Consider the following 23,232-nt stretch of genomic DNA (forward strand, 5'->3'; position numbering starts at 1 on the left):
CTCAGACGTCGCGTCGCGCCGCGGCATCCTGGCGGTTGCGGGTGAACCGGGCCACGAAGTACAGCACCACGCCAACGGCCAGCAGGATCGCCCCGAACAGCCACACCTGCGGGCTCTGCTGAGTGAGCAACAGGATGCACGAGGCGACGCCTAGCACGGGCACGAAGGTCCACACGCGGAAGTGGTCGTGCTCGACCGGGTCGCGGCGCAGCACGAGCACGGCCACATTGGTGCTGATGAACACGAAGAGCAGCAGCAGCACGACGGTCTCGGCGAGGGTCGAGACATCCCCGACGAGCGTGAGCAGCATGGCCACGAGCGTGGTCGACAGGATGGCGGTCCACGGCGTCTTGCGCTTCGACAGCACCTTGCCCAGAACGCTCGGCAGAAGGCCCTGCTCGGCCATGCCGTAGGTCACGCGGCTCGCCATGATCATGGTGAGGAGCGCGCCGTTGGCGACGGCGACGAGGGCGATGAGGCTGAAAATCCAGTTGGGGATGCCCACGCCGGTCGCGGCCACGACGTCGAGCAACGGGCTCGAGGAACCCTCGAGGTCGGCGGGCGGCAGGGCGATGGCGCTGGCCAGGCCCACGAGGATGTACACGACACCGGCCGTCGCCAGCGAGCCGAAGAGCGCCCGGGGGTAGACCTTGCTCGGGTTCTTGACCTCTTCGGCCACATTGGCCGAGGTCTCGAAGCCGACGAACGAGTAGTACGCCACGATGGCCGCGCTGAGTGTGGCGAGGGCCGGCACCGAACCCTCGGGGAACTCGCCGATGCGGCTGACGTCGCCGTCGCCGCGCCCCAACATGACCGCCACGACGACGATCACGATGACGAGGCCGCTGAGCTCGATGATCGTCATCACGAGGTTGCTCTTCATCGACTCCGAGATGCCGCGCGCGTTGAGGGCGCCGATGAGCAGCAGGAACACCATGGCCGTCGGGATGGGCGGCAGGTCGATGAAGACCGAGAGGTAGTCGCCCGCGAAGGCGAGCGCGAGGCCCGCCGCCGAGACGACCCCCGCGGACAGCATGCTGAAGCCCACGAGGAACGAGATGAGGGGCTGTTTATAGGCGCGCTCGGCGAAGATGGCGGCTCCGCCGGCCTTCGGGTACTTCGTGACGAGCTCGGCGTAGGAGCCCGCCGTCAGGAGAGCGAGGAGGAGTGCGACGGCGAGCGGGGCCCAGAGGGCACCTCCGACATCCGCCGACAGGCTGCCCATGAGGGCGTAGATGCCCGCGCCGAGCACATCGCCCAGGATGAACAGGAAGAGGAGCGGGCCTGTGATGCCCTGCTTGAGCTTGGAGCCGGAGTTCGAGCCGGAACCCGAATCGGTGTCGGCGGCCGCGCCGGATGAACCGGGGCCCGTGGCGGGTCGTGTCTTGTCGCTCATGATCTCTGACTTTCTGATGGGGCGTGGCCTCGAGGCCGGTTAGACGGTACTGCGCTCGCCGCGACCCACGAAAGGGGGCGAGAAATCTTCGGCGATGGGCTATCGGCGCGACTCGAATACAGAGAAGGCCGAGCAAGGGAAGGGATTGACCAGCGCTTCTCGGCTGTGGTTACTGGGAAGTAGTTTTCCCAAGGAAGTGAGGAACACACGTGAAGAAGTCACAGAAGACTCTGCTCGCCGTCGGGGTCGCGACCGCCATGGTCGCACTCGCGGGATGCTCCGGCGGGGGCAACGACACCGCCGCCGCCGATTTCACCACCACGCCGACGGGCACGCTCAACGCCTGGGGCTTCGACAACGCCGACGACGTGGGCACCAGCCGCCTCGACTACGCGAAGGCGCAGCTGAAGGGCGTCGACATCAAGATCGACCAGACCGCCTTCGACGCGCAGAAGTTCACCACGCGCGCCGCCAGCGGTTCGGTGCCCGACATCGTGCAGATGGACCGCCAATTCGTGGGCACCTACGCCGCGCAGGGCCTCATCCAGCCCCTCGACAAGTGCTTCGCGGCGGGCGGCGTCGATGCCGACGAGCGCTGGTACGAGAACGTGGTCGACGATGTCACTTACGACGACCAGATGTGGGGTGTTCCGCAGTTCTACCAGCCGCCCGCAATCATCCTGAACAAGAAGGTCATGGATGCCGCCGGCGTCACGGCCGACCAGATCGACACCTCGAAACCCGATGTCCTCATCGAGGCCGCCAAGAAGATGTACAAGGAATCGGGCGGCAACCCCACCACCATCGGCTTCGACCCGGTCGCGACCGGCCAAGGCGAACTGTGGATGCTGGGCTACGGCGGCCAGGTCATCGACGACGACGGCAAGCCCGCGCTCGACGACCCCAACAACGTCAAGGCCATCGAATTCTTGACCGAGCTGGCCGACGCGCAGGGCGGCTTCGCCAAGATGAAGAGCTTCTCCGACTCCTTCGACACGTTCGGCGACAACAACCAGTTCGTGGCCGACCAGGTCGGTGCGCAGCTGAACGCGCAGTGGTACGTGAACGTGCTCTCGCCCTATGCCGACCAGGTCGAGATCGAGGCCGTGCCCTTCCGCGACCAGGACGGCGAGCCCTTCTCGGTCACCGGCGGCACGGCGTTCGTCATCCCGACGGGCGCCAAGAACCCGTCGGCCGCGTGCCAGTGGGCCCTCGACCTGACCTCGCAGGACGCCTGGATGGCCGCGGGTGAGGCTCGAGCCGACACCATCGCTGCGAAACCCGGCGCCATCAACACGGGCCTCTTCACCGGATCGCCCGAGGCCGACAAGGCCGTGCGCGAGAAGTTCGTCGGAGACAGCGGTAACGCGGGCTTCGACCAGACGATCTCGACGTTCTACGACGTCGCCGCCGAGGGCCGTTCGTTCGGCTCCTCGCCGGCCGGTCAGGCCATCAAGAGCGAGCTGAACAACGCCATCACGTCGGCGCTGCTGGGCGACAAGACGCCCGAGAAGGCGCTCGAAGACGCGCAGGCCGCCGCCATGACGGCCTACACGCAGGCGGGCGGGCAATAGCCGATCACGCTCGAACACGAGGGGTGGGATGATGCGCGGGCTGCGGCATCCCACCCCTCGTTCGTGTGGCCGAATCCGTGCGCCGCCGCTGCCGCGCAATCATGCCTGCGCGGCGACGCAACCGTGCCGGCGGGCCGCGCAACTGTGCCGCACCGGCCGCGCAACCCCTCCCCGCGCGATTCGGGAAGCAGGTAACTTCGGGGGATGACTTTCAACGACAACGCGCGCCTCGACACGTCCAAGGTGTCGAAGCGCGGCCGCAACACCGCGATCGCCGGCGGTGGCGGCGCGGTCGTGGTGGTGGGCCTGTTCATCCTGTCGCAGCTGCTGGGCGTCGACCTCACGGGGCTCGTGGGCGGGGGCGGAGTCGGCGGGGGCAGCTCCTCGCAAGAGGTCGCGCTCGACTGCGAGACCGGGGCCGACGCCAATGAGCGCACCGACTGCCTGGTGGTCGGCGCCTCGAACTCGCTCGACGACTACTGGGCCGAGGCGTCGCCCGCCGTGCTCGGGGCCGCCTATCGCTCGCCCGCCGATGTCAACCTGTTCAGCCAGGGCATCTCCACGGGCTGCGGCCAGGCGTCCAGCGCCACGGGCCCGTTCTACTGCCCGGCCGACGAGCAGATCTACGTCGACCCGTCGTTCTTCGAGCAGCTGCGCACCCAGTTCGGTGCCTCTGGCGGTTCGCTCGCGCAGATGTACGTGATCGCGCACGAGTGGGGTCACCACATCCAGAAGGTCACGGGCGTTTTCGACCGCACCGACCGCGGAGGATCCGGCCCGGCATCCGATTCGGTACGCACCGAGTTGCAGGCCGATTGCTACGCGGGCGCCTGGGCCAAGTTCGCGTCGACCACCGAGGATGCTTCGGGTCAGGCCCTGCTCAAACCCTTCACCGACGAGCAGATCGCGGATGCCCTGAATGCTGCGTCCGTCATCGGCGACGACCGCATTCAGGAACAGTCCTCGGGTCAGGTCGACCCCGACACCTGGACGCACGGCTCGAGCGCCTCGCGCCAGAAGTGGTTCACCGCGGGCCTCGACGGCGGCCCGCAGGCGTGCGACACGTTCGCCGTCTCGGCCTCGGAACTGTAGGGCGCGCCCGTGTTACTCATCTTCGGCAGCCGCGTGACCGAGAGCATCGTCAACGTCGTCACGTTCGTCTGCGCCGTGTGCAATGTGCGGGCCCCGCAGCAGGTCATCAAACGCGCCAACCGCTTCACACTGTTCTTCGTCCCCCTGTTCTCGTTCTCGAAGAAGCACGTCAACCGGTGCACCAATTGCGGCGCCGAGACGCAATTGAGCGCCGAGCAGGTGCAACACTCGCTCGAGTGGAGTGCCTCGCAGCGCTGAGTCGCTGCGCTGCGAGGCCCCGGCCCGAGCGGAACAGTTCCTAGCGGTCGGCGAGTGTGATGTGCTCCCCGCTGTGGGCTTCGAAGAACCCGAAGAAGGTTGCGGCCTCGTCGAGCCCGCCCATCGTGAAGTGGGCGGCGCCCCGTCGACGGCCTTCTTCAGCACGCCGAGCGCATCGAGGAAGATCATGCCCACGACGACCTGCTTGGGCACGCTCAGCACGAAACGCGCGTCGGCCGGGACGGAATCTGTCACCTCGAGCACGCCGTTGCGCACGATGAGCCCGACCGTTTCGTCGGTGTCGAGGACGTGAACGCCCGCGGCGAATGTCGTCGTGCCGGCCACCTCGGGGTCGATGCGGAAACGCAGACTCGCGAGCAGGGCGGAACCGGGCATCGCCGCGATCTGGTCGGGCGCGTTGATCTCGATGCTGAGCGAGTAGTCGATGGTGCCGTCGAGTTCGCGCGCCGCCGTGAGATAGAAGTTGCGCCAGTTCGAGTTCGGCGTCTGATAGCCGAGTGCGCGCAACGCGTCGGCTTTGAGAAGCCGCGCCTCGGTGTCGTCCCGATTGATGCGCACGAGGTGGCTGACGAGTTCGGCCGCCCACTGGTGGTCGCCGTCGCGCGTTGCGTCGCTCGCGATGGCGAAGACGGCGTCGCGCCCGCCGAGCAAGGCGACATAGCGCTTCGATGATTCGCGGATGTTCAGCGGGGCGAGCGTCGTCGGGTCGGCGTTGAACCAGCCGAGTTCGCCCACATAGATCTGCCGCACCGAGTGGGGCACTCCGCCGTAGAAGTTGCCGAGCCACTCGCTCTCGGCGAGGGCTGCAGGAAGCGTCACGCGCTCGACCAGGTCGTCGGGCAGGTAGCCCTTGTTGATCCAGCGCAGTGTCTGGTCGTAGACGTAGGAGATGGCATCGCGGTAGTCGGTGAGCACCTTGGCGACCTCGGCGCGACCGGCGAGGGGCCGCCCGTGCGAGGGGATCATGACCTCGGCGGGCAGCGGGCGGAGGTTCTTGTCGATCGACGTGAACCAGGCTTGCGGGTCGCGGTAGCGGCTGCCCCGGATGGAGTGCAGGTTGGGGAACGATTCACCCTGGATGACCTCGGCCGATTGCAGCACGCCAAGGTCGGGGAACCAGGTCACGATCTCGTCGATGGCTTCAGAGGGCGCCCAGAAGATTTCCATGCGCACACCGGCAACGGTCAGCTCGAGGCGATCGTCGACGAGGGTGTTGGGTGTCACGAGAGACATCGTCTCCATGATGAAGTCGGGGCCGAGGCCGCCGTTGACGCGCCCCTTCGGCCCGACCTCGAGCAGGCCACCGAGCGAGTAGTCGGCGCGCACGGCGATGATCGGGCCGTCGCCCGAGATCGAGTTCGAGATGATGTTCGACATGAAGTCGCGGTGCGCAATGACGAGCACCTCGCCCGAGTCGGCCTGTTCCTGCGTGATGAACGCCTTGACGCCCGCATTATGGTCGGTGTGCCAGTGGGAGTAGAGGACGGCCTTGATCGGCTTGTCGCTGATCTTGCGCAGCTCGACGAGCTGGCGTTTGCCCTTCTCGACGTCTTCGGGAGGATCGATCAGGATGAGCCCGTCGTCACCCTCGACCACGGTCAACGCCGACAGCGCATAGCCGAAGATCTGGTAAACACCCTTGCCCGTGATCTCGAAGACCCCGGGGTTCATGGTGCGTGAATGCTGCGTCATCTCGGGCGGAACGGTGTCCGCGTTGTCGGTGTAAGCGGTGTTCTCGCCCGATGGAGTGAACGTGATCCCCGCATCTGCGCCCAGCCAGTATTTGTCCATGGCGCTCACGGTACTCGCGGCGCCGTGCCGCTGATAGAGCACGAGTGGAGCGATCTGCGGGAAAAGCGAGAGTGGGCCGAGTTTGCAGCGTTTGGAGGGTGCCGCCGATCTCGCGTCTGACGGCGTGTCGGTCCGTTCGCCCGTCGCTGGCGATGCTCCCGTGGAAGAATTGGGGTTCCTTCGAGGGGGTTTCAACCGTGACATCCGACACCGCACGCGATCCGCACGGGGCCGCACGGTCCACGTGCCCCGGCCGCCTGCCGGCACTCGCGACCGTGGTCGACGCCCTGGCCTGTCCGGTGTGCGGCCTGCCGGTCGAACTCGATGCGGATGCGGCAGCCCTGACGTGCCACGGCGGACACGGGTTCGATATCGCGAAGCAGGGCTATGTGTCGCTTCTCCGCGGCGGTGGCAACGCGTCGACCGGCGATAACGCCGAGATGGTCGCGGCGCGGGATGCCCTTCTGGAGCGAGGCCACTACGCACGCATCGCGGATGCCGTTGCGGATGCCGTCGAGACCGCGAAGCCACAGGGGCTCGTCGTCGACCTGGCTGGCGGTACCGGCTATTACCTCGAACGGGTCTTGCGCTCGCATCCCCGTCTGCGCGGCATCGACGTCGATCTGTCGAAATTCGCCGCGCGCCGTGCCGCCCGCCGCGGCGCACCCGTCGCCCTGCCGCAACCGCAGACCCTCGCGGACAACCAGACGCAGACGGCCGTGGGAGCGCAGCTTTCCACGCTCGACCCGGCTCCGACGCTGGCCGCGGTCGTGGCGGATGTGTGGCAACCGCTGCCCCTGCAGACGGGCGTCGCGGCCGCCATCCTGAGCATTTTCGGGCCGCGCAATCGACCCGAGATCCTGCGCGTGCTGCAGCCCGGCGGCCGGCTCGTCGTCGTCACGCCCACCGCTCGTCACCTGCGCGAGCTCATCGGGCCTCTGGGCATGATCGGTGTCGACGATCGCAAACAGGAGCGCCTCGCGGCCCAGCTCGACGGTTTCGTCGACCTGTCGTCAACCTCGGTCGAATACGAAACATCGATGAGTCACGCGGATGTCGTGAACGACGTGCTCATGGGGCCGAGCGCCCACCATGTCGATGCCGATAGGCTCGCGGCGCGCGTCGCCGAGCTGCCCGACCCGGTTGCCGTGACCGTGTCGGTGACCGTGACCACCGCTTTCGCGCCGCGCGAGCCTTCGGCCGACCAGGGCTGAGCGACCGCTCGCATCGGTCAGAGGGCCGAGCCGAGGATGAGCCCGGCGGTGGCGAGCACCACGCAGAGTGCAAGCATCCCGAAGCCGTTCAGGGCGGCCGCGCCGAGACGCCGCTCCTGCAGCAGCCGCACCGTCTCGAAACTCGCCGTGCTGAACGTGGTGTACCCGCCGAGGAAGCCCGCTCCCACGACGGCGTGCAGCGTCTCGGGGAGGAGCTGCGCCGAGGTGAGGCCGACGACGAGTCCGAGGAGGAGCGAGCCCGTCGCGTTGATGACGAAGGTGCCGACGGGGAACGTGGTGCGCTGTGTCGTGCGCGCACGCACAACCCCGTCGAGCACGAACCGGGCTGCGGCGCCGAGACCGCCGGCGACCGCGATTGCGACGAAGAGAACAGGGGTCACGAGTCGCCTGCGCTCTCGGATCGTGTGGTCGGGCGGGAGCCTCGAGTGCGGTTGCCCGCCTGAGGGGTGGGGTTGCCGACCGTAGGGGTGTCCGAAAGCCGTGCGCCGCGACCGCCGACCCACATGCCCAGGGCGCTCGCCGCCCCGCCGATGACGATGCTGGCCACCGCGTAGGCGGCGCCGGTGAGTTGCTGCCCGGGCGAACCGCTCGTGAGTAGACCCGCCGTGTCGGCGGCGAGGGCGCTATAAGTGGTGAAGCCGCCGAGTACACCCGTTCCGAAGGTCACGCGCAGGGTGCGGCGGCGTCCGACATCCGGCCCGCGCGCGGCGAGAGCGGCCAGCAATATGCCGAGCACGAAGCCGCCGCCCACGTTGATCGCGCCGACGGTGAGGGGAAGGCCGGGGGCGATGGCACCGATCGCCCCGTCGGTGGCGGATGTCTGCACGGGAAACGCCAGGGTCAACGCCTCGCGCGCGGCCGTTCCGACGGCCCCGCCGACCGCGACCAGCGCGATGAGGAACCATCGCAGATGCGCGGGCTTCTCGGCGCCGGCGAGCCCGGTTCGCTTCGACGAGGGCGGCTTGAGCGGGCGGCGCGCTTCATCGGCGACGAGATCGCTATCGATGGGCAGGCCGTGTACACCGGATGTCGATTCCCGCTCGTCCACGTGTCTCCCAACCCACGGCCGCACACACGCGACCCGTCGATCCTCCCACCTTCGCACGGGCGCGACAATCGTGCCGCCAGGCCCGCGCGAGTGCCGTGCCACGGGACTAAACTTCTGGCCGAGCGGCGGCGAGACACGCACTCGATCACCGCCCGACACGCCGAGGGAGGCGCAACGTGCAGCAGATCAGGGATGCCGCGCCGAACGACGGCCGCGACGAGACACCCAACGAGCGTTCCGACCGCAACTGGGACGAACTCATGCAGGAGTTCCGGGTGGTGCAGACGGGCACGCAGATCCTCGCAGGCTTTCTCGTCACCCTCCCGTTCCAGGCGCGCTTCACGAAGCTCGACGCGTTCGAGGTGACGACCTACCTCGTGCTCGTCTTTCTGGCGGCCGCGGTCACCCTGCTCGCTCTCGCACCCGTGGCTCTGCACCGCTTGCTGTTCCGCCGCGGGGCGAAGGTCGTGCTCGTGACGGCGGCCAGCCGCATCCTGATCGTGTGTCTCGCTCTTGGCTCGTTGCTGTTCGGCGGCGTCGCCATGTTCGTGTGCGATTTCGTGATCGGGCGCACCGCCGGAATCGTCGCGGGCGCCGGCATCCTCGTGGTCGTCGCGGTCATCTGGGTGGTCGTGCCGCTCATCCTGCGACGCGCGAAAGACGAGTCTGTCTGACCGGGGAGCTCGGCGGGCCTGCCGGCTGGTTGACACCCAAAGCTAATGCTGTTAGTTTTTAGCTAACGGCGTTAGCCGAAACTGACAGGAGTCCACCATGACCGAGTTCCTCGCCCTCGATGAAGGCACCCTCGCTTACGACATCGTCGGCTCCGGCCCGCTCGTCGTGCTCGCTCACGGCATGGGGGACAGTCGCGAGGCGTTCCGCTTCATCGCCCCCGCGCTCGTGGCGGCGGGCTACCGCGTCGCCTCGGTCGACCTGCGCGGCTGCGGTGAATCGAGCGTCGAGTGGCCCACCTATACCCGCACGGCCATCGCGGGCGATCTGCTCGCCCTCGTGCGTCACCTCGGTGGCCCGGCGGTGCTGGTCGGGCACTCCATCGCGGGCGGCGCCGTCAGCATCGCCGCAGCCGACGCGCCCGAGCTCGTCACCGCGGTCGTCGAACTCGGCCCGTTCACGCGCAAGCAGAAGATCCGCCTCGGCGACTTCGGTGTGGCTCGTTACCGCCGTGGCGCGCTGCACCTCATCGCGACGACCATGCTCGGCAGCACCCGCCAGTGGTCGAAATACCTCGACGGCGCCTACCCCGGCGCCAAACCCGCCGACTGGTCGGGGCGCCTCGCCGAGATCACCACCTCGCTCGAGCAGCCGGGCCGCATGAAGGTGCTGCAGAAGATGGGCTCGCTCCCGCCCGTCGACGCCGGCCAGGCGCTGCCACGCGTCACGCGCCCCGTGCTCGTCATCCAGGGCTCCGACGACCCCGACTGGGTGTCGCCCCGCGCGGAAGGCGAGGCGATTCTCGCCGATCTGCCCGCCGGCCTCGGCCAGCTGACCGTGATCGAGGGCGCCGGGCACTACCCGCACGTCGAGGCGCCGCATGAGACACTCGAGGCGATGCTCCCCTTCCTCAGCACGATCGCCCCCACCCGCAACGGTTCGCATGCCTAGGGCGGGCCTCGACCGGGCATCCGTCGTCGCCGCGGGCGCCGACCTGGCCGACGAGATCGGCTTCGCGGCGCTCAGCATGGGGGCGCTCGCCCAGCGTGTCGGTGTGCGCACTCCGTCGCTCTACAAGCACGTCGAGAACCAGGCCGACCTCAACCGTGCGATCGCGACGCTGGCGCTCACCGAGGCGGGCGAGGCGATGGGTGCCGCCATCCAGGGGCTCGCGGGCCGGGATGCGCTCGCCGCTGCGGCGCACGCGCTCCGGAGCTTCGCGCTCGAGCATCCGGGTCGCTACGCCGCAACCGTGAGTTTCGAGCCGCTCAGCCCCGACGACCCTCTGGCGCTCGCCGCGGCGGAGGGCCTGCGACCCCTGAGAGCCGTGCTGCAGGGGTACGACGTGGCGCCCGAGCAGTCGACCCACGCGTTGCGCGCCGTGCGCAGCATGTTCCACGGGTTCGCGAGCATCCAGTCGACAGGCGGATTCCGCTGGGCCGAAGACGTCGACGACAGCTTCGAGTGGCTCATCGACCTCGTCGACCGCGGCCTGCGCTCGCAGAGCTAAAGCGTCGGGAGCGCTAGCGTCCCTGCGTCGTGGCGACGAAAACCGTTCCGCTGCCCGTGAAGATCAGCCGCCCCTCATCCGGTGTGACGAAGGCGTATTGCCCGCGGTCGAGGGTTGTCGATCCGTGCTTGCCGGTGAGCGTGACCTGGCCATCGGTGACGATCGCGATGGCTGGGCCGGGCAGGTCGAACTCGGATGCCGCGTCGGAGTCGACGTCGGCAGCACTCACGTCGGCCCGCAGCAGCTCGAAGTCCGGCACATCCCCCGGCACGAAGAGGTCGAGGCCCTCGGCGAGGTGGGTCGGTTCGAGGCGCGGCACGGGGCGGGGCTCGAAGTCGAGCACGTCGAGCAACTCGGGCACATCGACGTGCTTCGGGGTGAGCCCGCCGCGCAGCACGTTGTCGCTCGCGGCCATGAGCTCGATGCCGATGCCATCCAAATAGGCGTGGATGTTGCCGGCGGGTAGGAACAGGGCCTCGCCCGCGCTCAGCGTCACCAGGTTGACGAGCGTCGCCACGACGATGCCCGGGTCGCCCGGGTACTCCTCGGCCAGTCGCGCCACGAGGGCCCGCTCGGCCGCGAAATCGGAGGATGTGTCGCCGCCCGCGGCCGCAGCCACGACCGCGCTCACGAGTCCCTGTGCCGGCTCACCGAGCACGCGTGCAACCGTCGTGCGCAAACCATCCGGGGCGGCCAGGCTCTCGCGCAAACCCTCGACCTGCGCACCCTGCTCGGCCGTGGGCGCGGTCGACGCGAGATCGGCCAGCAGGGCGTCGGTGCCCGATAGCTCGCGAAAACCGCACAGCGCCTGGAAACCGTCGCGCAACGCGACGATGAGCTCGGGTTTGTGCAGGCGGTCCTTGTAGTTGCGGTGGGCGGCATCGAGGGGGACGCCGCGCCGCTCCTCCTCGTCGAAACCTTCCCCGGCGCGCGCCATTGACGGGTGCGCCTGCAGCGACAGCGGGTGCGCCGCGGCGAGGATCTTCAGCAGGAACGGCAGCTCGTCGAGCTTGCCGAGTGCCGTGCGCGGGTCGCTCGCGAACCAGTCGGCGAGGTCGGCGTGTTCGCTCACGGGCGCCCCCGCTGCGATCGGCGTCGGTCGACCCGAGTGAGCGCCCAACCACAGTTCCGCCTCGGGCGCACCGGATGGCGTCGTGCCGAGCAGCTCGGCCATCGCCGTGGTCGACCCCCACGCATAGTCGCGGGGTGTGGCGTCGAGGGGGACGAACATGTTTTGCGGTCCTCTCAGGGGAGCTGCGCTCACGCGGACACCGCAACGGTCGCTGCCCCGGGGAGGGCGGTCCATTGCGGCCACTTCTCAGCACGATACAGGACCTGCCCGACGCCGTGCCGAACGCACGAGTGGCGGAGCGATCGACGAACGCCCCGCCACTCGCCCCGGAACTAGCGTGCCAGGAACTCGAGGATCACGCGGTTGAACTCCTCGGGGTGGCTCGCGTTGATGCCGTGCGGCCCACCGGCGATGACGTGCAGTTCGCTGCCGGGGATGGCGGCGTGCGTGCGGGCACCCGATCCTTCGAAGGGCACGACCGCGTCGCCGTCGCCATGGATGACGAGAGTCGGGACGGTGACCTTCTCGAGGTCCTCGCGGAAGTCGGTGTTCGCGAACGACGCCATGGCCTCGAGCGCGGCCGGCTTGAAGGCCTGGTGCGCGAGGGTGAGCGCTGTCTGGCGCTCCTCTTCGCTCACGACCAGCTGGCCGTCGACCGAGAAGAAGTTCTTCGTGAAATCGTCGTAGAACGTGTCCTGGTTGGCGGTCAGACCGGCCGTCATCTTGGCGGCTTCCGTGGCCTCGAGGGGGCCGTCGGGGTTGCCGGGCGTCTTCAAGAGATACGGAGGAACCGCGGCCGCGAAGACGACGCTGCGCAAGCGCTCGGCACCGTACTTTGTGAAGTACCGCGCCACCTCGCCGCCGCCCATCGAGAATCCGACGAGCGTGACGTCGTTCAGGTCGAGGGCTTCGAGCACGGCGTGCAGGTCTTCGGTCAGCGTGTCGTAGCTGTAGCCGGTGAGCGGCTTGTCGCTGCGGCCGAAACCGCGGCGGTCGTACGTGACGACGCGGTGCCCGGCTGCCTCGAAGGCGGCCACCTGGTGCGCCCAGGACTCACCCGAGAGCGGCCAACCGTGGATCAGCACGACGGGTCGGCCGTTTCCCCCGGTGTCGTCGACGTGCAGGTTGATGTCTTTCAGAAGTCCGTGGTGTGCGGTGATCTCGGTCATGACAGTCCTTTTCTGCGCCACTCGCGGCGACGCTGCTCAGAGGTGTTTCGGCGTCATCCGCCGCTTCGGATTGGTCAGTTAAGGGCCGGCGTGTCGGTGGGGATGACGCCGCCGCCGTAGAGGTCGCTGGCGAGGTTCTGCAGCGCCCGCAGTGCTACGCGCTGGGTGAACGGGCCGTAAGAGACGCGGGCCACGCCGAGCGCCTCGAGCTCCGGGGCCGGCAGGGCACCGGGGGCGCCGATGACCGACAGCTTGTTCGCTCCGAGGCCCTCGACGAGACGCTCGATGGCCTCGCGGTCGAGTGCGCCGGGCACGAAGACGAGGGCCGCACCCTGGTCCAGGAACGCCTTACCTCGGGCGATGGCATCCTCGATGCTCTCGTGGGCCGGGCGGTCGCCGCCGCGCACGATGGCGTCGGTGCGGGCGTTCAGCTGGAAGGCCACACCCTCCTGCTCGGCCGCGCGCATGATGGCGCTGACGCGCTGCACCGACTCGTCGAAGGGGCGCAGGCGATCTTCCACGTTGGCGCCGACGACACCGAGCGCAATGGCACGGCGAATGGTCTCGGCGGGGTCGGAGTAGCCGTCGTCGAGGTCGGCGGTCACGGGCAGGTCGACGGCATCCACCACGGTCTTCACGCCGGCCAGGGCCACGTCGAGCGGCATGCCGCCGTCTTCATAGCCGTAGCTCGCGGCGATGGAGTGCCCGGCGGTGGCGATGGCGGATGTCTGGGGCAGCGCCGCGACGGCCTTCGCGCTCACGGCATCCCACACGTTCACGACGCTCAGAATCTTCGAGTCCTGGTGCAGCGCCTGCAACGCGAGCGCACGGTCTTTGGTCACCTGTTCAGTAGTCATGCTCCAGCGTTACACCCGGATGCCTCGGCGGGCAACGGGCTGAGCAACCTTCAGCTTCCTGGGCTAAGACAGAAGCGGTGCACATCGCGGCGCTCGGAATTGTGACCGGGCCCGCCGCGTTGCCGACACTGACGGGCCCGTCGCCCGCCCATCGTTTTTGTCGAGGAGGAAGACGTGAAGGCTGTTCAGTACCGACGCACGGGTGATTCGAGCGTTCTCGAGCTGGTCGATAAGCCGGTGCCCGAGGTCTCGAAGGGCGAAGTGCGCGTGCGCATCGTCGTCTCGGGCGTGAACCCCACCGACTGGAAGTCGCGCGCCGGCTCGGGTTCGAGCGACGAGTTCGACACCCCGAAGGTGCCCAATCAAGACGGGGCAGGCTTCGTCGACGCGATCGGCGACGACGTCGAGCACGTGCGCGTGGGCGACCCCGTGTGGGTGTGGGATGCCGCCTGGCAGCGCGACGACGGCACCGCGCAGGAGTATGTGGTGCTGCCCGAATACCAGGTCGTTCCGCTGCCCGACGAGGCCTTGCTCGATGTGGGCGCCTCGGTCGGGATTCCCGCGCTGACCGCACACCGCGCGCTCACGGCATCCGAGACCCTGCCCGATCGACTCACGCCCGCGAGCCTGCACGGCCGCACCATCCTGGTCACGGGAGGCGCCGGGGCCGTCGGTCACGCCGCCATCCAGCTCGCTGTCTGGGCCGGGGCCACCGTCATCACTACGGTGTCGAGCGACGACAAGGCCGCCCTGGCGCGTGCGGCCGGCGCTCACCACATCATCAACTACCGCACCGAGGATGTCGCAGCCCGCGTGCGCGACATCGCCGCGGGTGGCGTCGACGTGATCGTCGACGTGAACCCCTATGCCAACCTCGAGGCCGACCTCGCCGTCATCGCGCCCTCCGGCACCCTCTCCCTCTATGCCACCGACTCGAGCGAACCGCTCGCGGTGCCGTTCCGGGAGAGCATGGTGAAGAACATCCGCTTCCAATTCATCCTCACCTACACGACGACGAGCACGCAGAAGCAGAACGCCGTCGACGCCGTTTCGGATGCCATCGCCGACGGTGCGCTCGCGGTGGGCGAGGAAGCCGGCCTGCCGCTGCACCGTTTCGCGCTCGCCGAGACCGCCCAGGCGCACGACGCCGTCGAGAACAACACGGTCGGCAAGGTGCTGATCGACGTGACCCAGAAGGAGAACCGATGACCGACACCTCGAACACCACGAACAACGCCACCACCGGCACGAACGCGAACGGCACCGAACGCCCCGCCGAGGCATCCGGCACCTTCACCCTCGGCGGCGACCTCACGGTCAACCGCCTGGGCTACGGCACCATGCAGCTCACGGGTGACGGCGTCTGGGGCGAACCGCGCGACCGCGACGAGGCCATCCGCGTGCTGCGTCGCGCCGTCGAACTCGGCGTGAACCTCATCGACACGGCCGACGCCTACGGCCCTTATGTGACGGATGCTCTCATCCGCGAGGCGCTCCATCCCTACACCGACGACCTCGTCATCGCCACGAAGGTGGGCTTCACGCGCCAGGGCCCGGGCGAGTGGATCCCCGTCGGACGCCCCGAGTACCTGCGTCAGCAGACCGAGCTCAACCTGCGCCACCTCGGCGTCGAGCGCATCGACCTGCTGCAGCTGCACCGCATCGACCCGAAGGTGCCGCTCGAGGAGCAGCTCGGCGAGCTGAAGAAGCTTCAGGATGAGGGCAAGGTGCGCCACATCGGCCTGTCCGAGGTGAGCGTGGACGAGTTGCAGGCGGCCCAGAAGATCGTCGACATCGTGTCGGTGCAGAACCTGTTCAACCTGACCAACCGCAAGTCCGAGGCGCTGCTCGACTACGCCACCGAGAACGGCATCGGATTCATCCCGTGGTTCCCGCTGGCCACGGGCGAGCTCACCAAGGAAGACGGCCCGCTCACCGAGATCGCCGCCTCGCACGGTTCGACGCCGAGCCAGCTGGCCCTCGCGTGGCTGCTGCGCCGTTCGCCCGCCATGCTGCCCATTCCGGGCACGTCGAGCGTCTCGCACCTCGAGGACAACCTGCAGGGCGCCCTCATCGAGCTGAGCGACGACGAATACCAGACGCTGGATGCCGTCGTCTAAACGCTGACGCATCGGCGGGTGTCTACGCGGCACCGCGCGCCGAGACGTCCGCAGACGCAGAGAGAGCGGGGCCGCCTCCCCAGGCGATCCCGCTCTCTCTGTGCTCAACGACAAAGTCGGAGCTGTTCCGGCACATCGGAGGCTCCCCCCATCGATTCCCCATCGATAGATCTCCGACGGCCGGCGCCGTCTCGCGCCCGAACAGGGCCGGGGCGGTGCTAGCGCTGGAAACATAACACCGCGTCGGTGCCGACAGGCAGCAGAATGTCCCGATTTGGCGCGGTTTCCGGCCAGAAGTAGGGCGTTCGTCTCACAAAATGTGACTTTAGATGTAGTGGCCCTCGCCGCTCGATGTGCACTTCTCCCGGGACTGAGACATGATCGACGGAGGGGACGGTGTCGTACCCCACGGATCACGATCGGGGGAGGCGAGATGAGTGACGGGGCCACGCGTCCGCCGCACCGCGAGACGATCGACCGTATCATCGCCGATCTGGTCACCGCGCTCGAGGAGCGGGGCAGTTCTCACGCCTCGGGCGGCGCCCTCGACCCGATCTTCGAGCAGCAGGCGCGCTCGATCCTGACCGAGTCGCTGGTGCTCACGCATCCGGATGACGGCACTCGCGTCACCTCACCCGTCGCCGTCGACTATTCCAGCCCCGCCGACCTCGATCGCGTCGGCCGCCTGCGGGCGACCCAGAACGCCGACCCCGCCGAGAATCTCATGGCCGCCGAGGTGATCTACTTCGTCGCGCTGCCCGTTCTCGTCGAGCTCTACGTCGACACCACGGCACCCGCCGCGGATGCCGTCGCCCTCACCCAGCGCATCGCCAACACCCTGCATCACGCCCTGTGGCGTCGCTTCCCGCCCGGAGCCATCGCCTACGTCGAGGGTCTGCGCGTGCAGCTGGCGCAGGCCGACCAAGATTCGCGCAAACGCATCTCGCGCGCGCTGCACGACCGCGTGGCCCACGGCATCGCGGCGGGTTTGCAGCGCGTCGAACTCAGCTCGATCGCGGGCGACGTGGGCCACCTCGACGACGCCGTCGAGATCTTGCGCACGACGCTCGAAGACGTGCAGGGCATGGCTTTCGACATCCGCCAGCTCGTGGGCGCGGCCTTCCTCGACGAGGCGATCAAGAACTACCTCGACCAATCGCGGTCGATCCCGCCGGCGCCCGAGTTCACGACCGCGGGAACGCCCGTGCGGCTCGCGCTCGACGTGGGCGAAGAGACGTTCACGATCGTGCTCGAGGCGATTCGCAACGTGCGCAAACACGCGCGCGGCGCCACCCGCATGCACGTGTCGACCGAGTGGCTCGACGAGAGCGTGGTCGTGCGCGTGACCGACAACGGCCCCGGGTTCGACCCCACCGTGCGCCGCGGCGGCTCGCTCGGCCTCGTCGGCATGCAAGAGCGAGCGGATGCCGTCGGCGCCACGCTAGAGATCGACAGCTGTTCGGCCGGCACCCGCATTCGCCTCGACGTTCCGACCGTCCCCGCCGTTTCCGGCGCCGCCGCTGCGAGCCGCGGCTGATGCCGATGCCGATGCCCACGAAGCCCGTCGCCCCCGTCATCCGCCTCGCCATCGCCGACGACCACGATCTGTTCCGCGACGGGATCGTCGCGATTCTCGGACACGACCCACTCGTCGACGTGGTCGCCGAGGCCTCGGACGGGCACGACGCCCTGCGCGTGGCCATCGCGCACCGGCCCGACGTGCTGCTGCTTGACGTCGAGATGCCGGGCCCCGGTGCGGCCACCACGGTGCGCCGCATCCGCCGCCAGGCCCCCGAGACCCGCATCGTCGTGCTCACCATGCACCGCGACGCCATGCTCACCGAGTCGCTGCGTCAGGCCGGCGCGGCCGCCTACCTGACGAAGACCATGCCGAGCGCCGACCTGTTGCGCGCCGTGCACGCGGTCGCCGCGCGCACCGACCAGACCGCCGTGGGTGTCGACGTGGGGCTCGTCTCGCCGCGCGAATACGAGGTTCTGCGCCTCATCGCACTGGCGCGCTCCAATGCCGAGATCGCGAGCGAACTGTCGATCACCGAGGGCACCGTCAAGCGGCACACGAGCAACCTCTATGCCAAGTTGGGCGCCACGTCGCGCATCGACGCCGTGCGCCGCGCCCTGTTGCTCGGCGTGCTCGGCCACGACGCCTAGAAGGGGCGGGCGCAAGCCCCCAGGCAGTGAGCATCCAGTGCCCAGGGAAACGTGGGAAAATGAGCGGATGCCCGAGTAACCCCTCATTCCTCTCGGTGCATGGGAAATACGGAACAATTGACCGGTGGTGTGTGTTTTCACCCGCGACCAGACCAATAACTCGATAGGACTACCCGTTGGACGGAAACGCAACGACGACTCACAGCAACGTCGCATTGCTGTCGGTGGCGACCACGATCGCCCCCCGCATCACGACGAGTGAAGACATCGACAGTCGCTTGCAGCCGGTTCTGAAGAAGCTGAAGCTGCCTCAGGGTCTTTTGCAGCGGGTCGCGGGAGTGCTCGAGCGCCGCAACTGGGACGAGGGTCAGAACTTCGACGACGCCGCGGTCGAAGCGGGCAAGAAGGCGCTGGCCGAGGCCGGCATCGAGCCGTCGCAGATCGGCCTGATCATCAACACGTCGGTCACGCGCAAGCACCTCGAGCCGTCGGTTGCCGTGCGCATCCACAACGGGCTCGGCCTGCCGTCGTCGGCCATCAACTTCGACATCGCCAACGCGTGCCTCGGCTTCGTCAACGGCATGTCGCTCGCCGCCCAGCTCATCGAGTCGGGCCAGATCAAATACGCCATGATCGTCGACGGCGAAGACGCCGACGAGATCCAGGTCAACACCATCGAGCGCCTCAGCAAGGGCGGCATCGGCCGCAAAGAATTCATGAGCGAGTTCGCCAGCCTCACGCTCGGCTCGGGTGCCGCGGCGGCCGTCATCGGCCCCGCCGACCTGCATCCCGAGGGTCACCGCATCCTGGGCGGCGTCACGCGCGCGGCCACGCAGTTCAACGAACTGTGCGTGGGCAGCGTCGACGGCATGTTCACCGACGCCAAGGCCCTGCTCAAGGGCGGCATGGAACTCGTCGTCTCGGCCTGGAAAGAGGCCAAACGCGACTGGAACTGGTCCAGCATGGACCGCTACATCCTGCACCAGGTCAGCGAGGTGCACACCAACGCCATCGTCAAGGCCGCGCACATCGACCGCAGCAAGGTTCCCGTCACCTACCCGCACTACGGCAACGTCGGGCCCGCCTCCATCCCCATCACGCTCGAGGCCGAGAAAGAGACCCTGAAGAAGGGCGACCGCGTTCTGCTCATGGGCGTGGGCTCCGGCCTCAACACCGCCATGATGGAAATCGCGTGGTGACAGACCGGATGCCGGGTGCCGCACGCACCCCGGCGCCCGCGTCGATGCCACCCCAGGGCCTGCCGGGGCTCGACTCCCGCTTCTCCCGCATCGCCCTCGTCCCCGACTCGGGCGACGCCATCGGCACCACCCGCGGATGGCATGCGCTCGACAACGGCGCCGAACTCGATCGCCTGGGCGTCACGCCCGTCGGCACCATCCTGTGCGTGCACGGCAACCCCACCTGGTCCTACCTCTGGCGCGAGCTCGTGCAGCAGGCCACGGATCTCGCGGCGACGGGCTCGGGCGACGCCTGGCGCGTCATCGCCGTCGACCAGCTCGACATGGGCTTCTCGGAGCGCACGGGCGTGCACCGTCCGCTCGCGCAGCGCGTGCGCGACCTCGCCGACTTCACGCTCGCGATCGGGCTCGAGGGCCCCGTCGTCACGCTGGGCCACGACTGGGGCGGCGTCGTCTCGATGGGCTGGGCGGTCGATCATCCCGAGCTGCTCAGCGGCCTGATGCTGCTGAACACCGCGATCCACCAGCCGTCCGACGCGCCCATCCCGGCGCCGCTGCGGCTCGCGTTGGCGCGCGGCGTGCTCGGTCAGGCCACCGTGGCCACCCCCGCTTTCCTCGAGACCACATTGGCGCTCGGCCACCCGGCCGTCTCCCGCGCGGTGAAGGATGCCTATCGGGCGCCCTATCGCGGCGCGGCCCGGCGCGGGGGCATCGGTGGTTTCGTCGCCGACATCCCGGTGGATGCCTCACACCAGAGCTTTGCCGAGCTGACCCGCATCTCGTCGGCCCTGCGCCGCCTGACGGTGCCCGCCGTCATGCTGTGGGGCCCGCGCGACCCGATCTTCAGCGACCGCTACCTCGACGACCTGATCGACCGCCTGCCGCACGCCGATGTGCACCGCTTCGAGGGTGCCGGGCACCTGATCGCCGAGGACGTCGACTACGCCGGTGCCCTGCTCACGTGGCTCGGCGACAACGCCGCGCGCGTCACGACCGGCGCTGCTCGCTCTGAACAACCGACCGAGGACTACGCCGATACCGTCGCGACCGGTTCGAAGGCGGCTGCGTCGGATATCGATGGCTCGTCCCGCTCCTCTCGCTCGACCGCTCCTTCTGGAGGCTTGGCCGACGGGTCTGACGCGTCGGTCGCGCAGGGCTCGAAGGCGGCTTTGGTCGAGAAGGCCTCGGATGACGCCGAAACGGGTGCCGCGGCATCCGATCGGCCGCTCTGGCACTATCTCGACGAGCTGAGCGACAGCGGCGAGACGGCCCTGGTGGAGATGAACCCCGGAAACGGCGCCGAACCGCGCGTCGTCAGCTGGAAACTGCTGTCGCGGCGCGTGCGCGAGATCGCCGCCGGCCTGGCCGGCGTGGGCGTGAAGAAGGGCGACCGCGTGTCGCTGCTCGTGCAGCCCGGCGCCGACCTGACCGCCGTTCTCTATGCCTGCCTGCGCCTCGGCGCGGTGGTGGTCGTCGCCGACGCGGGCCTCGGCCTGCCCGGTCTGACGCGCGCCGTGCGTGGCGCCCAGGCCGACCACGTGATCGGAGCGGCCCCCGGGCTCGCGGCCGCACGCGCCCTCGGCTGGCCGGGCCAGAAGATCTCGGTCGCGACGTTCCCGCGCGCGGTCGCCCGTGCGCTCGGCATCTCGCACACGCTCGCCGAGCTGGTGCGCGACGGGCGCGGCGCGACGCTGCCCGAAGCGCCCGCTCCGAGCGACACCGCCGCCATCCTGTTCACGTCGGGTTCGACGGGCCCCGCGAAGGGCGTCGTATATAGCCACGCTCAGCTCGGCGCCATCCGTGACACCCTGGCCGCCCAGTACGGCGTCGGGGTGGGAACGGGCCTGGTCGCCGGTTTCGCGCCGTTCGCGCTGCTCGGCCCGGCTCTCGGCGCCCGCTCGGTCACGCCCGATATGGACGTCACCTCGCCCAAAACCCTCACTGCGACGGCCGTAGCCCAGGCCGCCGCGGCCGTCGATGCGACCGTCGTCTTCCTGTCGCCCGCCGCCGTCACCAACGTCGTCGCCACCGCGGATGCCCTGACCGACGCCCAGCACGACGCCCTCGCCGGTGTGCAGACGTTCCTGTCGGCCGGCGCCCCCGTCTCGGAATCGTTGCTCGCCGCCGCGGCCGACCTCATGCCGAACGCCAGCGCCCACACCCCCTACGGCATGACCGAGGGCCTGCTGATGACGGACATCTCGCTCGACGGCATCCGCGAGGCCGCAGCATCCCGAGCGGTCGGCGGCGTGTGCGTGGGAACGCCCGCGGCGTCCGTGCAGGTGCGCATCAGCGCGCTCGACGACCTCGGGCAACCCGTCGGCGAGCCCACGACCGAAGCCGGTGTCACGGGCGAGATCGTCGTCTCGGCCCCGCACCTCAAGAGCAACTACGACCGGCTCTGGATGACGGATCGCGCCTCCCGCGTGGGCACCGACTCCGCGTTCGCCGACCGCCGCGACACTGGGGATGGCTCACCCGGGGCCGTCTCGGCCGCTGCCGCCGCGGCATCCACGCGCACCCGCTGGCACCGCACGGGCGATGTCGGACACCTCGACGAGGCCGGCCGCCTGTGGGTCGAGGGTCGCCTGCCCCACGTCATCGCCACGCCCGACGGTGTCGTCACACCCGTCGCGCCCGAGCAGCGCGTCGAATCGCTCGACCGGGTGGCCCGCGCCGCCGTCGTCGGGGTCGGTCCGCGCGGCACGCAGCAGATCGTCGTGATCGTCGAGACGGCCTCGCCCGCGCGGCGGGTGGCGTTGGCAGATCGCGAGCTCACCTCATCCATTCGCGGAGTAGCCGGTGTGCCGGTCGCGGCCGTGCTCGAGGTGCCGCGCCTGCCCACCGACATTCGCCACAACTCGAAGATCGACCGCAGCGGCCTGTCGCGCTGGGCCGCCGACGTGCTCGCGGGCGGACGGATGCGTCAGCCGTGAAGGTTCTCGTCACGGGAGCATCCGGTCTGCTCGGCGGTGCCACGGCCCGCGCGATCGCCGCGCAGGGCCACACGGTGCGCACGTTCCAGCGTCGACCCTCGGGCCTGGCGGGTGAGCCGGGTTTCGAAGACCACCTCGGCTCGGTGACGGATGCCGCGGCCACCGCCCGCTCCGTCGACGGTGTCGATGCCATCGTGCACCTGGCGGCCAAGGTCTCGCTCGCGGGCGACCCGGCCGACTTCCACCGCGTCAACGTGGGAGGCACGGGCATGCTCCTGAACGCCGCCCGCATCGCCGGCGTCGAGCGCTTCGTCTTCGTGTCGTCGCCGTCGGTGGCGCACTCCGGATCGTCGATCGTGGGCGACGACGCCCGGCCCGCCGACCCCGAGCGGGCCCACGGCGACTATGCGCGCACCAAGGCCGAGGCCGAACTGCTCGCCCTCTCCCGCGACTCGGATGCCTTGCGCGTCGTCGTCGTGCGCCCCCACCTCGTCTGGGGCCCGGGGGACACGCAACTCATCGAGCGCGTCGTCGACCGTGCGCGTTCGGGCCGACTGCCCATCCTCGACAACGGCGCCGCACTCATCGACAGCGTCTACGTCGACAACGCCGCCTCCGCCATCGCCGCCGCCCTGCGCCGCGTCGATGCCGTGCACGGCAACTCGTATGTGGTGACGAATGGCGAGCCCCGTCCGGTCGCCGACATCCTGGCGTCGATCTGCGAGGCCGCGGGTGCCCCGGTTCCCGCCTGGCGGGTTCCCGCGTCGGTGGCGCGCGCGGCGGGTTCGGCCGTCGAGGCGCTGTGGTCGGTCAAACCCGGTGTCGACGAACCGCCCATGACGCGCTTCCTCGCCGAGCAGCTGTCGACCGCGCACTGGTTCGACCAGCGGCGCACGCGGCGCGACCTCGAGTGGACACCCGAGGTGTCGCTCGACGAGGGTTTCCGGCGACTCGCCGCGTATTACCGGTAGGGAAGCGGTGCCCGCACGTCTCGCGAGCACCGGTGTCGGCGGTCTGTAGTAACATTCTGGCATCCCCACACTGCGCCCTCGGAATGTTTTGATGGTGCATCGCGCCCCGCGGGGGGAGAATGAAACGGCCCGGCTGGCAGCC

Annotated in this window: 20 protein-coding genes and 1 pseudogene; 14 read left to right on the forward strand and 7 right to left on the reverse strand. The window is 69.1% G+C overall.

Annotation, left to right across the window (positions count from 1 at the left end; all coding sequences use genetic code 11):
* Position 1 precedes the first annotated feature (1 nt).
* Positions 2-1,396 carry an APC family permease gene (locus ACUWEX_RS00585; protein WP_445996754.1) on the reverse strand — a complete coding sequence of 465 codons (1,395 nt, stop codon included), beginning with the start codon at positions 1,394-1,396 and terminating at the stop codon, positions 2-4.
* Between the two features lie 209 nt (positions 1,397-1,605).
* On the opposite strand from ACUWEX_RS00585, the gene ACUWEX_RS00590 reads away from it, so the two are divergent.
* The 3 genes from ACUWEX_RS00590 (at position 1,606) to ACUWEX_RS00600 (ending at position 4,320) form a co-directional block, all read left to right on the forward strand.
* Entirely contained in the window at positions 1,606-2,970 is a 1,365-nt protein-coding gene (locus ACUWEX_RS00590; protein WP_445996755.1) for an ABC transporter substrate-binding protein, read from the forward strand.
* 204 nt (positions 2,971-3,174) lie between these two features.
* The gene (gene ypfJ / locus ACUWEX_RS00595) at positions 3,175-4,062 is read left to right on the forward strand and encodes a KPN_02809 family neutral zinc metallopeptidase (protein ID WP_445996756.1); all 888 of its coding nucleotides are present in this window, start codon (positions 3,175-3,177) and stop codon (positions 4,060-4,062) included.
* A gap of 84 nt (positions 4,063-4,146) precedes the next feature.
* Positions 4,147-4,320 carry a hypothetical protein gene (locus tag ACUWEX_RS00600; RefSeq protein ID WP_445997589.1) on the forward strand — a complete coding sequence of 58 codons (174 nt, stop codon included), beginning with the start codon at positions 4,147-4,149 and terminating at the stop codon, positions 4,318-4,320.
* 195 nt (positions 4,321-4,515) lie between these two features.
* Here the strand turns inward: ACUWEX_RS00600 and ACUWEX_RS00605 are convergent.
* Positions 4,516-6,336, reverse strand: a pseudogene (locus ACUWEX_RS00605) (alkyl sulfatase dimerization domain-containing protein); the annotation flags it as partial.
* Here ACUWEX_RS00605 and ACUWEX_RS00610 point away from each other — a divergent pair.
* Positions 6,330-7,346 (forward strand): putative RNA methyltransferase, encoded by a 1,017-nt coding sequence (locus ACUWEX_RS00610; protein ID WP_445996757.1) that lies wholly within the window; start codon positions 6,330-6,332, stop codon positions 7,344-7,346. The pseudogene ACUWEX_RS00605 and the gene ACUWEX_RS00610 overlap by 7 nt on opposite strands.
* A 17-nt stretch (positions 7,347-7,363) precedes the next feature.
* Here ACUWEX_RS00610 and crcB read toward each other — a convergent pair whose 3' ends face one another.
* Together crcB and ACUWEX_RS00620 are read right to left on the reverse strand one after the other, a co-directional pair.
* On the reverse strand, positions 7,364-7,747 hold the full coding sequence (gene crcB / locus ACUWEX_RS00615) for a fluoride efflux transporter CrcB (protein ID WP_079726375.1): 384 nt from the start codon (positions 7,745-7,747) through the stop codon (positions 7,364-7,366).
* On the reverse strand, positions 7,744-8,415 hold the full coding sequence (locus ACUWEX_RS00620) for a fluoride efflux transporter FluC (RefSeq protein ID WP_234990922.1): 672 nt from the start codon (positions 8,413-8,415) through the stop codon (positions 7,744-7,746). Before ACUWEX_RS00620 ends, crcB begins: the two co-directional genes overlap by 4 nt.
* 176 nt (positions 8,416-8,591) lie before the next feature.
* Between ACUWEX_RS00620 and ACUWEX_RS00625 the strand changes: the two genes are divergently transcribed.
* The 3 genes from ACUWEX_RS00625 (at position 8,592) to ACUWEX_RS00635 (ending at position 10,597) form a co-directional block, all read left to right on the forward strand.
* On the forward strand, positions 8,592-9,089 hold the full coding sequence (locus ACUWEX_RS00625) for a DUF6328 family protein (protein ID WP_079726376.1): 498 nt from the start codon (positions 8,592-8,594) through the stop codon (positions 9,087-9,089).
* 97 nt (positions 9,090-9,186) lie between these two features.
* Positions 9,187-10,038 carry an alpha/beta fold hydrolase gene (locus tag ACUWEX_RS00630; protein ID WP_445996758.1) on the forward strand — a complete coding sequence of 284 codons (852 nt, stop codon included), beginning with the start codon at positions 9,187-9,189 and terminating at the stop codon, positions 10,036-10,038.
* Positions 10,031-10,597 (forward strand): TetR/AcrR family transcriptional regulator, encoded by a 567-nt coding sequence (locus tag ACUWEX_RS00635; RefSeq protein ID WP_445996759.1) that lies wholly within the window; start codon positions 10,031-10,033, stop codon positions 10,595-10,597. Before ACUWEX_RS00630 ends, ACUWEX_RS00635 begins: the two co-directional genes overlap by 8 nt.
* A 13-nt stretch (positions 10,598-10,610) precedes the next feature.
* On the opposite strand, the gene manA is transcribed toward ACUWEX_RS00635, so the two are convergent.
* The 3 genes from manA to ACUWEX_RS00650 form a co-directional block, all read right to left on the reverse strand.
* Positions 10,611-11,828, reverse strand: coding sequence for a mannose-6-phosphate isomerase, class I (manA, locus tag ACUWEX_RS00640; protein WP_445996760.1), 1,218 nt, complete (start codon positions 11,826-11,828; stop codon positions 10,611-10,613).
* Positions 11,829-12,001: 173 nt separating this feature from the next.
* Entirely contained in the window at positions 12,002-12,838 is an 837-nt protein-coding gene (locus ACUWEX_RS00645; protein ID WP_445996761.1) for an alpha/beta fold hydrolase, read from the reverse strand.
* Positions 12,839-12,912: 74 nt separating this feature from the next.
* Complete coding sequence (locus ACUWEX_RS00650) at positions 12,913-13,695, reverse strand: isocitrate lyase/PEP mutase family protein (RefSeq protein ID WP_445996762.1); 783 nt, start codon at positions 13,693-13,695, stop codon at positions 12,913-12,915.
* Between the two features lie 174 nt (positions 13,696-13,869).
* On the opposite strand from ACUWEX_RS00650, the gene ACUWEX_RS00655 reads away from it, so the two are divergent.
* From ACUWEX_RS00655 to ACUWEX_RS00685, 7 genes are all read left to right on the forward strand, one after another.
* The gene (locus ACUWEX_RS00655; RefSeq protein ID WP_445996763.1) at positions 13,870-14,904 is read left to right on the forward strand and encodes an NADPH:quinone reductase; all 1,035 of its coding nucleotides are present in this window, start codon (positions 13,870-13,872) and stop codon (positions 14,902-14,904) included.
* Entirely contained in the window at positions 14,901-15,815 is a 915-nt protein-coding gene (locus ACUWEX_RS00660) for an aldo/keto reductase (RefSeq protein WP_079726383.1), read from the forward strand. Before ACUWEX_RS00655 ends, ACUWEX_RS00660 begins: the two co-directional genes overlap by 4 nt.
* Before the next feature lie 433 nt (positions 15,816-16,248).
* Positions 16,249-17,352, forward strand: a complete 1,104-nt coding sequence (locus tag ACUWEX_RS00665; protein WP_445996764.1) for a sensor histidine kinase — start codon at positions 16,249-16,251, stop codon at positions 17,350-17,352.
* Between the two features lie 11 nt (positions 17,353-17,363).
* Entirely contained in the window at positions 17,364-17,984 is a 621-nt protein-coding gene (locus tag ACUWEX_RS00670; RefSeq protein ID WP_079727860.1) for a response regulator transcription factor, read from the forward strand.
* Positions 17,985-18,160: 176 nt separating this feature from the next.
* On the forward strand, positions 18,161-19,183 hold the full coding sequence (locus ACUWEX_RS00675; protein WP_079726385.1) for a 3-oxoacyl-ACP synthase III: 1,023 nt from the start codon (positions 18,161-18,163) through the stop codon (positions 19,181-19,183).
* A gap of 8 nt (positions 19,184-19,191) precedes the next feature.
* Positions 19,192-22,119 (forward strand): alpha/beta fold hydrolase, encoded by a 2,928-nt coding sequence (locus tag ACUWEX_RS00680; protein ID WP_445997590.1) that lies wholly within the window; start codon positions 19,192-19,194, stop codon positions 22,117-22,119.
* Positions 22,116-23,090, forward strand: a complete 975-nt coding sequence (locus ACUWEX_RS00685; protein WP_445996765.1) for an NAD-dependent epimerase/dehydratase family protein — start codon at positions 22,116-22,118, stop codon at positions 23,088-23,090. The genes ACUWEX_RS00680 and ACUWEX_RS00685 overlap by 4 nt, the downstream gene beginning before the upstream one ends.
* Positions 23,091-23,232 lie beyond the last annotated feature (142 nt).

The organism is Okibacterium fritillariae (assembly GCF_052783725.1).